14 protein-coding genes are annotated in these 10869 nt (G+C 60.8%); 6 read left to right on the top strand and 8 right to left on the bottom strand.

What is annotated here, in order from left to right:
- The 3 genes from QK290_RS17715 to QK290_RS17705 all read right to left on the bottom strand — a co-directional run.
- On the bottom strand, positions 1 to 412 hold a 412-nt coding region (locus tag QK290_RS17715), incomplete at its 3' end, for a hypothetical protein (RefSeq protein ID WP_282331964.1).
- Complete coding sequence (locus tag QK290_RS17710) at positions 409 to 1488, bottom strand: CHAP domain-containing protein (protein ID WP_282331963.1); 1080 nt, start codon at positions 1486 to 1488, stop codon at positions 409 to 411. The genes QK290_RS17710 and QK290_RS17715, both read right to left, overlap by 4 nt.
- On the bottom strand, positions 1488 to 1922 hold the full coding sequence (locus QK290_RS17705; protein WP_282331962.1) for a hypothetical protein: 435 nt from the start codon (positions 1920 to 1922) through the stop codon (positions 1488 to 1490). Before QK290_RS17705 ends, QK290_RS17710 begins: the two co-directional genes overlap by 1 nt.
- Before the next feature lie 310 nt (positions 1923 to 2232).
- On the opposite strand from QK290_RS17705, the gene QK290_RS17700 reads away from it, so the two are divergent.
- The 5 genes from QK290_RS17700 (at position 2233) to QK290_RS17680 (ending at position 6230) form a co-directional block, all read left to right on the top strand.
- The gene (locus QK290_RS17700) at positions 2233 to 2514 is read left to right on the top strand and encodes a helix-turn-helix domain-containing protein (protein WP_282331961.1); all 282 of its coding nucleotides are present in this window, start codon (positions 2233 to 2235) and stop codon (positions 2512 to 2514) included.
- A 77-nt stretch (positions 2515 to 2591) separates the two neighbouring features.
- The gene (locus tag QK290_RS17695) at positions 2592 to 2837 is read left to right on the top strand and encodes a hypothetical protein (RefSeq protein ID WP_160679748.1); all 246 of its coding nucleotides are present in this window, start codon (positions 2592 to 2594) and stop codon (positions 2835 to 2837) included.
- 313 nt (positions 2838 to 3150) lie between these two features.
- On the top strand, positions 3151 to 4815 hold the full coding sequence (locus tag QK290_RS17690) for a hypothetical protein (RefSeq protein WP_282331957.1): 1665 nt from the start codon (positions 3151 to 3153) through the stop codon (positions 4813 to 4815).
- 326 nt (positions 4816 to 5141) lie between these two features.
- Positions 5142 to 5912 carry an AAA family ATPase gene (locus QK290_RS17685; RefSeq protein ID WP_160679746.1) on the top strand — a complete coding sequence of 257 codons (771 nt, stop codon included), beginning with the start codon at positions 5142 to 5144 and terminating at the stop codon, positions 5910 to 5912.
- A gap of 192 nt (positions 5913 to 6104) precedes the next feature.
- Complete coding sequence (locus QK290_RS17680) at positions 6105 to 6230, top strand: hypothetical protein (RefSeq protein WP_281355424.1); 126 nt, start codon at positions 6105 to 6107, stop codon at positions 6228 to 6230.
- Positions 6231 to 6464: 234 nt separating this feature from the next.
- Here QK290_RS17680 and QK290_RS17675 read toward each other — a convergent pair whose 3' ends face one another.
- The 3 genes from QK290_RS17675 to QK290_RS17665 all read right to left on the bottom strand — a co-directional run bounded on the left by QK290_RS17675 (position 6465) and on the right by QK290_RS17665 (position 8555).
- Positions 6465 to 7625, bottom strand: a complete 1161-nt coding sequence (locus QK290_RS17675; protein ID WP_282331965.1) for an ATP-binding protein — start codon at positions 7623 to 7625, stop codon at positions 6465 to 6467.
- Positions 7626 to 7848: 223 nt separating this feature from the next.
- The gene (locus QK290_RS17670; protein WP_282331955.1) at positions 7849 to 8403 is read right to left on the bottom strand and encodes a helicase-associated protein; all 555 of its coding nucleotides are present in this window, start codon (positions 8401 to 8403) and stop codon (positions 7849 to 7851) included.
- A gap of 5 nt (positions 8404 to 8408) precedes the next feature.
- The gene (locus tag QK290_RS17665; RefSeq protein WP_282331954.1) at positions 8409 to 8555 is read right to left on the bottom strand and encodes a hypothetical protein; all 147 of its coding nucleotides are present in this window, start codon (positions 8553 to 8555) and stop codon (positions 8409 to 8411) included.
- Between the two features lie 320 nt (positions 8556 to 8875).
- Here QK290_RS17665 and QK290_RS17660 point away from each other — a divergent pair, with 320 nt between their 5' ends.
- Entirely contained in the window at positions 8876 to 9481 is a 606-nt protein-coding gene (locus QK290_RS17660) for a DNA-binding protein (protein WP_282331952.1), read from the top strand.
- Positions 9482 to 9548: 67 nt separating this feature from the next.
- Here the strand turns inward: QK290_RS17660 and QK290_RS17655 are convergent, their stop codons facing one another.
- Together QK290_RS17655 and QK290_RS17650 are read right to left on the bottom strand one after the other, a co-directional pair.
- Positions 9549 to 9686, bottom strand: coding sequence for a recombinase family protein (locus tag QK290_RS17655; protein WP_348994489.1), 138 nt, complete (start codon positions 9684 to 9686; stop codon positions 9549 to 9551).
- Positions 9687 to 10614: 928 nt separating this feature from the next.
- Positions 10615 to 10869 (bottom strand): hypothetical protein (locus tag QK290_RS17650; protein WP_282331951.1); only part of this gene is annotated, 255 nt, incomplete at its 5' end.

The following is a 10869-nucleotide window of genomic DNA, read 5'->3' as shown; positions in this document are numbered from 1 at the left end:
CCGTGACGCCGTAGCCGTTGGCTTCATCGACGCTCAGCGTGGCCGGACCGGTGACGCGGTTGGCTGGGATGTTGGCCGGGTCCACCGCCGAGTAGTCGGCGGTGGCCTGTGGTGTCAGCCAGCGGGCAAGATCGTTGGCCCACTGCTTTTCCTCCTCTGCAGGGCGGGCAAAGTCCGCCATCGCCTTCTCAGCGACTTCCACGGCTTTGTCTTTGCTGCCTTGATCCCAGGTGATGCCGGTTGTGGCCGGGACTGTTCCCCCGGGTGCCTGGGGGCCGCTGTTGGCGCTCAGGGACACGGGGGCCGATGGCGTAGTGGTGGTTGATTCTGCCGGTGCTGGTGTGGTGCTCGCTGCTGGTGCGCATGAAGCGCAGAGCAGGGCCACGGTGAGCAGGGCCAGGGGCTTTTTCACTTCTTCTCCTCTTGAGTGGGCAGGTACAGAAAAGCTGAGGGGACGTTGCTGCTGACTGACCGGGTGTAGTAGTTGTGGTCGTCCGGGGGCGGGTTGCCGTTGTAGCCCTCTTCGACGTAGATCCCGTCGTCTTTGACTTCCTTGACCACGGCGATGTGGCCGAAGTTCTGGTCCGCTCCCCCTGTGCCGGGTGCGTACCAGACGACGGCACCGACGCGGGGCGTGCTGCCGGTGGGCCAGCCTTTGGCGTCCCAGCCGCTCTTCCATGTCAGGGCCGAGCCGAGGCCCTGCCCGTCCGGGCGGAAGGTCCCGTTGAGGAGCTTGAACGGCGCGCTGGTGGAACCCATCTGCTGGTTTACGCGCCACAATGCAAAGTCAACGCACTCGCGGTTGTACATACCCAGCGGCGAGGTGCTGGCAGCGTTCGCTCCGACCTGCAACCAGGTGGGAGCGTCTTTCCACGGGTAGTCATCCCCGGCACCGGACTGTCCCGGGATGGCGCAGTCGCTGCCTTCCAGGGTGAAGTTTTCGTCCGAGAGTGCCTGGACGAGTTTGACGGCCGCGGGCCAGTACTTCTGGTAGTGGTACGGGTCGGCGTTGCGCTGGACCTTGTTGCCGGCGAGGGTCGGCTCCAACAGCTCCCAGCCGGGGACAGCCTGCAGTGCCTTGATGAAGTTCGTGGCGCTGGCGATGGGGTTCATACGGTCCGTGTAGGAACCCCACGCACCGTTGTCGCGCTGCTGAAACAACCCCCGGGAATCGGGGCCGGGTCCGTCGCCATGGTCCAGGACGCGCAATCCCGACTCCCCCAGGGAGACCATGACGCTGATCATCTGGCCCTTAACGGACAGGTCCAGGGCCTTGCCGGCACCCATGATCGCCGCAGCGTTCTTCAGCTGCTCTTCGGTGTAGCCATCGACCTTGGTGTTGGCGTCGATGACAACAGAGATGGCGGAGCCGCAGTTAGCCACAGCAGGCTTCGCGGGGGCCAACAGCAAGAGCATGGAGAAGATCAGGCCGAGGAACAGCCCGGGGGTGGCAATGACTGCCACCAGGCCAAGCGACTTGCGCTGCATCAGGACAGTCCCTCGCCCCGGTTACGGAACCAGGAATCCTTGAGCCACAGAGGGCCGGCGGCTTCCACCGTGAGGAGAACGCCAGGGCGTCGAATGCGCAGCACCACGCCCGGGCGGCCATCCTCGAAGACCTCGGCGGCCCTGTGGGAGGTCAGCACGCCGGCGCCGGTCAGGTCTTTGAGGACAGCTTCCAGGGAGTCCCCCAGCCCTGTACGGCGGGCGAGCTCGGCCTCGTAGGTCACGCAGGCAGCGCGTCCTTCAATGAACTCGCGCTCATCCATCAATTCCAGAAGCTCGTTAAGTACCCGCACCTGCCCTGCAGGGGCGTCCAGTTCGGCCACCCAGGACCGGAAGACTTCACGTTCCTGGATCGCCCGTTCACGCAGAGCGCCGTCCATCTGCCACGGCGTACCAAACGGCAATAAACTCTTCAAAATCTGTCACTCCCCCTTGGACATCGTTTCCACAGCCACCAGCTGCATTGACAAATTCCATTCGGTGGACCAACAGGCCATTGTCCACACGTTGAGCCGGAATCGCTTGTCACACGGCTTTTCTGTGTCAGTGATCACTCGCTATCTGCGCTCTTTCCCGCGCGTTGCTCCGCCGGAGAATCAAACGCACATGACCAGAGCATAGCGGATAATTAAACTATCCGCTATGCTCTGGTCATGCATATAGACCTTTGGGTGCGGCAAGATTGTCCCTATGCCCCGATACGTTCGACCAAACTCAACTACTTCCGTGGAGCGAGTCATTAACGCCTTCGGCAATCTGACAAAGGTTGCAATCATCGGGTATCTGACGGAACACGGCCCCTCCACGCGAAGCGACGTAGCAAAAGCCCTGGAGATTGGGGTGGCAACAGCGAAGCACAACCTTCAGTTGCTCGCGGATGAGGGTGTTGTGCTCCAGGATCCTCCGGCCACCGAAGAACGAAACGGCATGCGGGTCAGGTACGCCTTGGTTAGTTCTGAAGTCGAGCAGAGGTATGCGGAATTGGGCCGAGCGCTGGGCCTCGACTAAGCGGTGAGTACAACTATCGACACGCCAGAACGTGGCATCTCCCACTTAATCCTTAGCGTTAACGCTAATTTGGCGCTATGACTACTACACCCCTTCGCCGCAAGCGCGGGACAGGCTTGGACAATGTCCAGCTGGTGACAAGTGTTCCCAGCGAAGATAAGCAACTCGTCGTCGCTCTGGGTAACCGCTTAGGGATGTCCCAGAGCGAAGTCATGGAAGTTGTACTGAAGCACCTGCGCGATGAAATTTCACAGGACGGCATTCCAACTTGGTTTGACCGCTCTCAACTACCGGAGGACCTGTTTACCTCTAAAGCCAGTTAAAAACTGAAGGCCCGCACAGAGCGGGCCTTCAAAAAGTATGCGTTCAGATCCTGTTCTTGGCGGGATGAGATCTGAACTTTTGCCAACACCCACCCAGTGGGTGGATTTTGTCGTACCAATCCAGTGGAGAGGAACTGGTCCTATCGTACCTGAAGCATCTTCCGCGTCAACGCATGCCCCTTCGCGTGTTTCTTGTCAAGGCACCCCGGAGCAGGCATGGATCCTCGCCCCGCTGATTGCCGGCCAGCCCAGTTACCGGCTGGGCCGATGGATCGGTGACCGCTTCCAGTACCCCCGACCCAAGGCTGCCCCCATGATCACGAGGGCGTTGCCTGAGCGGCCCGCGGCGGTCATGCTCCACGGGGCAGATGGCAGTGTCGCCACACTGTGCCTGGACCTGGACACCTCCAAGGCCCTCCAAGGAGTAGTTGACTCTGACGCAGCGCGCCTGCGCAGCGCGCTTAGGGCGTGCGGTGTGATCTTTGTCGAGGACTTCTCCCCCAGCGGTGGCCGACATCTGTATATCCCGCTCCAAGAACGCCTCATGGCCGCGGAGGCACGCGAGCTCATAGAGGCTCTGGCTCTGACGGCCGCGAGCCTTGACCCCAGCCCCCACCAGAACATTACCGACGGTTGTATTCGCGTTCCAGGATCGGCCCACAAATCCGGCGGCCACCAAACCCTCATCACACCCCTGTCCCAGGCCTACGACATCCTGCGCCGCAGAAATCCCGGCACGGCTGTTGACGCCCTCCGGACCGCACTGGCTCCTGAGCTGGCCCGCAACCGTGCTCTGAAAGCACGCCAGGCCAAAGCCGTTGCTGGACAGCGCACCACGGCCGCGCAGCCGCTTCCGCTGACGGCAGGCAGCGAATCCGCGCTACGCCGGATTGCCCGAACAGGCCTCTACGACACAGCACGCTACAAGAGCCCGTCAGAGGCACGCATGGCCGTCCTCAACCACTTCAGCGCCTGCGGCTGGACCATGGCCCAGGTGCAGAACGAACTGACCGGACAGTTCCCCGGTCTCGCGGCACTCTACGGCTCGACTGCAAAGCAGAACCGTCTCATAAAGCAGGAATGGGCAAAGGCTGAATCGTGGACACAAAAAACCAAGCCCCGCGAACGACGGGGAAAAGATGCGTTTATTAACAACACAAGCCCCACTCTTCCCACAGGGGGGGTAATTACTAAGCCCAGCCCAGCTGCCCTCCACCACCTCGTGAACGATCTAGAAAATGTTCTCTATGCGGTACTTGACCACAGACTTAAAGATCGAGGCCGTGAAGGCCTCGGCCTTCGCTTCCTCATACGCGCACTGCTTGCCTACATGAGGAAGCAAGAAACAAACCTTCTGGACGTCGGGTGCCGCACACTGGCCACGGCAATGGGAAAGCACCACGTCACCGTCGCCAGGCTCCTGCCAATCCTGGTCCAAGCTTCCGACGGGATCCTCACCAAAGTCGCTGACGCCCGCCACAAAGCAGCTGACATTTACCTCATCCAACTACCCGAGCAGTATCAGCAGCTGGCCCGTGAACTCACCTGGCGGAAGGGCAAGATCCATTCCATACGTCCTGTATTCCGGGCACTTGGGGATGCATCAGCCCTCGTGTACGAGGCTATCGAGCGCGGCCGCCACTCCCCCACCAGCGCAGAGCTCATACGAAACACCGGAATAAGCCGCTCAACCGTCGAGAAGGCCCTTACCGCAATGGAAGGCCTGGGGATGATCCACAGGGACGGCCGGCACTGGAAGATCACGGCCACAGCCAACCTCCGTTCACTCGCGGAACGTCTGGGCGTGATGGAGGACTACCAAGCCCACATCAGCCGCAACCGACGTGAACGTGCGGCCTGGCATGCTTACTTGGACCGATTCTTGGACGTTCGGATGAACGAAGTCGACCTGTACGACCCTGAGCGGGAAGAACTTTGGATTCCGCCGGACGACGCAGCCTTGTGGCTGGCAGCTTAGAAACTGATCTTGGGGACGTGGCCCGGGTAATTCGTGGAAGCCATGGTGCTCATGGCTCGGAGCCTTTGACCTGCGGGGCCCACATCAGATCCTTCACCCACTCCCCTGTCGGCGGCTTACGACATTCTGGCTGGGTGGGGGCCACAGCTGCTAGCAGTCCGGGGGGCCTTAGCCCGTGAAAGCCGAGAAAGGGAGTTCTGTCATGATGTAGCTAGCGAATAAATAATTACGTCATGACGGAGTGATAGATTGATAGATGGACGGATTGACGGATTGACGTCCATCTATCAATCTGTCAGTCTTTATTTAACTGAGAGGAGAGCAACATGAAAGTAACGGCCATAGGCAACCGAAAGGGCGGCGTGGGCAAGACGTCCGTGACCCTGGGTCTTGCCACGGGATTGAGGCTCATCGGTAAGAAGGTCCTGGTGATCGATCTGGATCCCCAGGCAAACGCCACCGATGCGCTGGAAGGAGCTGGAGAGTTCGACATCTTTGATGTTCTCTACGGCGGAGAAGCGGGCACACTCGGCCAGGCGATCACCCCAACCTCTTGGTCGGGCATTGACCTCATACCCAGTTCGGAGTCGCTTGCCCGGTTGGAAACAGAAAGCATCATGACACCAGAGATGCGACTCAAGACAGCTGCATGGGGCGCAGAGGAGTTGGATGCGTACGACCATGTCCTCATTGATTTGCCGCCAGCTCTGGGAAGGTTGACTCTCAACGGATTGATCTGGGCTGATCGAGTCGTGGTGGTCACCGAACCCGCTGCCTTCTCCGTCAAAGGCGTGACCGAGTTCCTGGAAACCGTCAAAAAAGTGCAGTCGCTACCCCACCTCAACCCGGACCTGGAATTTATAGGCATCATCATCAACAAAACCAGCTCGCCCCTAACCGGCGAACACAATTTCCAGATCGGCGAACTCGAAGCCGAGTACGGCACGGACGTGATGGTTCCCCACTTGCCACTAAGGACGGCGATGCAGGATTCCATCAGCAGCAGGGCGCCGCTGACAAAACTGAGCAGTAGGGGAGCGGTCATCATGACAGAGAAGTTCGTGGCTCACGCCCGTTCCCTGGACGGAGAGAAGTAAATGGCCATTGACAGAAAATCATCCATCCGAAAGGCGCCGGCGGCCGATGTCGTTGATGTTCTAACGGCCAGGACGGAAATGTCGGACCCGAAGCCTGAAGTGCAGCCAGTTACTGAGGCACCGGGGGCCGATCCACAACTATCGCTACGGACGAGAGGCCCTGGCCCGGGCCGCCCCAGGAGCAAGCGAAGGATGGAGCCGTTTTCATCCAAGATCGAAATTGAACTCAGGGATGAACTGGACTCCTACATCGAGGCATCCGGAATCACGATCATCGACTTCCTGGATGAAGCCATACGCGACCGGTTGAAAAAATAATTCTGTCCGGACGGAATTATTTAAACGAGGTAGTCGCTCGCCGTCGGCAATTGGGGGATCGGTAGGACGGTGGACTGCCGACGTGACTGCCTCCCGCTGGACGCTTGGGGACACCTGGCGGGCGGCCGCGCACTCTGCCAATGCGCCATGCGGGAAGGGCGTTCAGCTGTGCTTCGTTGTCCTGGTCCAGTTCGCGGCCTCGGTACTTCATGCGTTGGATGTGCAGTCACATGCCTAGGACCCGTTGGGTTGGCGTTTGATGAAGGCCGCCATTCCAGGAACGGTGAATGCGATGACTCCATGTTCTGGAGCGTAGACCAGGCCCTTCGCAATCAGGTTCGCTCGAATCGGGCCGAAACTAGCCGGCCCTCGTCCCAGCCGTACTGCTATTTCGCCGGATGAGCTACCTTTGTCGTCGTCTTCGGCCATGGCCCTGAGGTAGTTCTGTTCGGCTCGAGTTGCCCGGTCCCAGCGGGCGCGGAAGAAGCCACTGTCCAGGGCTGCCCGGCCATTGGCGGCACCAACGCGGGCATCGTCGAAGGTGATTTTCACACCCGTTGCGGCGTTCCATGTGTCTTGTCCGAATTGCTGCAGGAAGTACGGATAGCCTGCGCTTTCGTCGACGATCAGGGCGACGGCAGAGTCCTCCCATTCGACCCCATCCTCGCCTGCCGGTTTCGTCAGGGCTTCGGAGGCGACGGTGCCGCGGAGCTCCTCGATCTTCTCGTAATTGAACCGTTCGGCGTAAGACTTCGCTTCGGCGAGGACCCTGGGCAGGCTCGGCAGTCCGGCAAACGCGAAGAGGACGCGCCAGTCGTCTTGCGCGGCGGCGTGGGCTATTGCGCAGAGTGCCACGAGTTCGGCCGGATTGAGATCCTGCGCTTCGTCAATCAGGATCGCCAGGCCGACGCTCTCCTCCTCTGCAGCCAAGGCCAGGTCGTGGATGAGTTTGCGGAGATCTGTTTCGAGGACGCCAGTGTCCGCGCCTCCGCCTGAGGCCCCGTCCAGGTCCAGGCCGAAGTTCCAGGTTCCGCTCTGGTCGTAGGACGCTTTGAAGCTGACGGCTGTTTTTAGCGCCTTGAGTAGTCGCCGTCCGGCCGACGGGCGTGCCAGATCGGCAAGAGGCGCGTGAAGGGCTTCTCCTAGCGCCTCGCGAAGTGACTTGCCGGCGCCAGCTTCGACCTGTGCGACTAGCCAGTCCCGCTCACTCGCGGAGCGGCGGAAGTCCGAGAGTAGAACTGTCTTGCCCACGCCTCTTAGCCCGTAGAGAACGAAAGGCTGGGCCGTTCTGCCGGATTCAACACGTTCGATAGCAATCTGCCAATCCCTGCGCGGTTGGTCGCGACCGACAAGGGCCGCCGGCTTCCGTCCGGCTCCGGGCGAGTAGGGATTCAATACGGGATCCAAGCGAGTCTCATCTCTATGAAGATCTACTGAAATATATACAACTGTAGCAAAATGATAGATATCAGTAGATATTGCTATTATTCGGGCTGACCCGACGGGGAACCGCGGTGGAGTTCAAAGATCGCCGCAGCCGTTCAGCCGCGTGGGATGTTTGGGGAGCCGGGCGGTCGGCCGCGGGTCCTGCCGTCACGCCAGCCACGAAGGAGTGTGTTCAGCTGTTCTTCTTTGCCGTGGTCCACATGCCCAGGAGTCGTTCTTGTTCGGTGTCTGTTTTCTTGTGGCGGGGCCAGTCGTTCCCGGTGCCCATGTAGTCGGTGAGCTCGATCAGGCGTTGGTTCCAACGTTTTTCGTCGTTGTCTTTGCGGGTCCGTTGTTCCCAGCCGGGGATTTCCTGCAGGCCTTCCCTGTAGGTGAGGGAGAGGCTTCCCCGGTCGTGGTCCTGGCGTCGTCTGACCAGCCACATGGCCAGGGCACGCTCCCGCGCGGAGGGGGAACTGCTCGAGGGGAGTCGGCCCTCGGCCCGGTGCAGTGCGAGGGTGTCGTCGAGGTTCCGTAGCCCGTCGGCGGTGATGCGGGTGGCCGGCGCTGTGCGGGTTGCGCTGCGGTGGTCGTCCCTAATGGAGGGTTCCGCGGCGGCGGCGATGGCCAGGTGGTAGCGGACGGTGCTTTGGCCGATGCCTGCTGTGGCGGCGATTTTGGCGGTGGTGAGGCCTTGCCGGTACATCTGGACCCACTCCGGGTGCGGCGCTGTCCTGTGTTCAGTCATCGTGGTCAGCTGTCCTTGCGGATGGCGATCAGCTTGGCGCCTTCGGGGATGGCGGCCTCAAGTACGGCCTTGGCGTTGTCGTAAGTGTCGCCCTGGGCGGTGATGTGGTCGGTGCTGCCGTCGGCCATTTGGATCGTTCCGGTGATTTCCACCGGATCAGCCTAGTTGACTCGGCCGGTTCCGAGCATGGGGTCATCCACCCCTGATAACCCCCGTTGGTACCGTAGCGGAAGGACCCCGCAGGTCATTCTTTGTTGGACCAGCGTTCGTGAGCGGATTGCCGGCTCATGCCACCCGCCACACGGTTACGTCCACGACGGCCGCGCCGGCCGGTGCCCGGGTGCCCCGGCGACCAGCGGTGCCCGGGGGCTGGGGGAGCGGACCCCGATTCTGAATCGCCGTTCTAAACCCTTGAACAGTAGTAGTAGGAGTAGTATCGTTACTACTCCTACTACTTTTGGGAGAAGACGCCATGACGTCGAGTGTGAAAGACCGCGTGTTTGCCGCCGCCGACCAGATCAGCGCAGAGCGCCGCCCGACCGTTTCCACGGTCCGCGCGGCAGCCAGCGTCAGCAATGCGGACGCCACCCGCTACCTGAAGGAATGGTCAGAGGAGAAGCTCGCCGCCGGCGGACAGGTCGCCGCTACACCGCCGGCCCTGCTCGAACAAGCGACCCGGCTCGCCGCTGCCTGCTGGGCCGAGGCCTCCACCCAGGCGGCCGACCGGCACACCGCCGTCGAAGCGGCCTGGGCGCAGGAACGCAAAGACAAAGACCTGGAAATCGCCGAGCTCGTGGCGGACCTGGACAAGGCAGCCGCAGAGAGAGAAACCGCGACCGCCGACTTCCAGGCCCGCGTCACCGCCCTGGAGTCCAAGGCGCAGGCCTTGGAGCAGCAGCTGGCTGCCAGGGGCGCTGAGCTCGAAGACTCACGTGCAGCAGAACGCGCCGCCGTCGGGGCGGCCGCGGAGGCGGAGAAGAAGCTCGCTAGCGCCGAGGCACGCAGCGCCACCCTGGAGAAGGTACACAACGCCTTGCTGCAACGCGTCGCCCCGGAGACGAAGGCCCCCGGTGCCTAAGAAGAACAAATCGTTCTCGCCGTACTTCACCGAAGCGGACGCAGACTAGGTCAGGGCCCGGCCGTGGTCAGGGAGCGGCTAGTCGGCGGCCTGACTTCTTGTCCACGAAGATGTGTTCGTTGTCGACGCCGGCGGCCGCCAGGGCGTCCAGTTGCCGGGCCAGGTCCCGTTTCGCCGTTGATACCCGTGCGTATCCAATGTCCATGCCTGAAACCGTACCGAAAGTTGTTCCTGTGCCGGGTGATTATGGCGGGAGTTTTGGGATAACTTACGGGACAGTCAGGTTACGCAGCATGCCGCGGAGCCACTGTCAGTTTCCGAAGTCGCCTGCACGGAATGTCCGAAGTCGTCTGCACAACTTGACTCCGATGGATGTGTCCGGTTACGCCGCCCCGTTTCCGTCCCATTCAGCGTTCCCCCAAAGCCGGCGTCGCGTTTCCTTGGGAACTGGGACAGTCACGCCGTGCCGGACTCTCCAGGTCGCAGTCCATCTGAAACGTTGAATACAGGTGATGGGGCTTCTGGCCTTGCCGCCAAATACCTTGGAACGTCCGAACGCCCAAGCAGGTTGCCGCTCAGTTCTTCACTTGAGCGTCACGTTCTTCTGACAGCGGTGAGCCATCAATTGTCGCCAAGTAGTCGAACCCGTCAGCGAGAAGTCTGAATGTGTGTCGTGTGGGCTGTCCTGCCAGATGTTGGGCATATGAATCTGCCTGCGCTTGGGTGTACTTGTTCGTTTTGTCGCGTGGCGCAGGTAGGGCGTCGAGGGGTAGCCACACAACTTCAAATCCAGGAAGGGGAAACGTTATCGGGTATACCTTTCCGACAATTTTCTGCATCGTCATTGGTAGGCCATGGGTCTTAACGTTCCTCACATACCGGACCCCAGGCAGCAACTGACCGCCCAGATGATTTGCTTGGAAGTTTGCGTAGCCTCTCCGGCCGCGGATCTGTTCGTCAATAGTTGCCGCCCAGTAGACACATTCAGCGGCCGAGACATACAAACTTTCTGGATCAGCTGACAACCGCAGGCCGTCGTGCCTTGTATGCGCTTCGCGAAATCCACGCAGCGCTAGCGGCAGCATAGGCACCTGCAATGTTCTCCCCATGGCTCGACTATATAAGGGGCATTTTCAGAGAAAGCATCGAACAATCTGCTGGGATCCGAGAACCCTGCTGCAAGAAGCAGGTAATTGAACGAGCAGCCCGGGCCGCCGCTCCGATTCGGCGGCCGACAAGTTCTTGAAAACGAAGGATTTCAAGAACAGGTTGATTTGAGAATCGCGGAGTTCGGGGCGAGCGGCTGCAAAGGGGGCGTCTTTCTGCGGAAAACTGTGACTGTTGATTCGGTTTGGCGGTTTTTTCACAGTTCGGTTTGGCGGTTCTAA

This window comes from Pseudarthrobacter sp. AL07, assembly GCF_029960665.1.
Classification (GTDB): domain Bacteria; phylum Actinomycetota; class Actinomycetes; order Actinomycetales; family Micrococcaceae; genus Arthrobacter.
Note: the sequence above shows the minus strand (reverse complement) of the source record. Positions and strands in the feature narration are given on the sequence as shown.

What these genes read in the sequence shown, in the direction of transcription:
- QK290_RS17710 (WP_282331963.1), bottom strand. Translation starts at nt 1,488, where the DNA reads ATGCAGCGCAAGTCGCTTGGCCTGGTGGCAGTCATTGCCACCCCCGGG.
- QK290_RS17695 (WP_160679748.1), top strand. Translation starts at nt 2,592, where the DNA reads ATGACTACTACACCCCTTCGCCGCAAGCGCGGGACAGGCTTGGACAAT.
- QK290_RS17690 (WP_282331957.1), top strand. Translation starts at nt 3,151, where the DNA reads ATGATCACGAGGGCGTTGCCTGAGCGGCCCGCGGCGGTCATGCTCCAC.
- QK290_RS17685 (WP_160679746.1), top strand. Translation starts at nt 5,142, where the DNA reads ATGAAAGTAACGGCCATAGGCAACCGAAAGGGCGGCGTGGGCAAGACG.
- QK290_RS17680 (WP_281355424.1), top strand. Translation starts at nt 6,105, where the DNA reads ATGGAGCCGTTTTCATCCAAGATCGAAATTGAACTCAGGGATGAACTG.
- QK290_RS17670 (WP_282331955.1), bottom strand. Translation starts at nt 8,403, where the DNA reads ATGACTGAACACAGGACAGCGCCGCACCCGGAGTGGGTCCAGATGTAC.
- QK290_RS17660 (WP_282331952.1), top strand. Translation starts at nt 8,876, where the DNA reads ATGACGTCGAGTGTGAAAGACCGCGTGTTTGCCGCCGCCGACCAGATC.
- QK290_RS17655 (WP_348994489.1), bottom strand. Translation starts at nt 9,686, where the DNA reads ATGGACATTGGATACGCACGGGTATCAACGGCGAAACGGGACCTGGCC.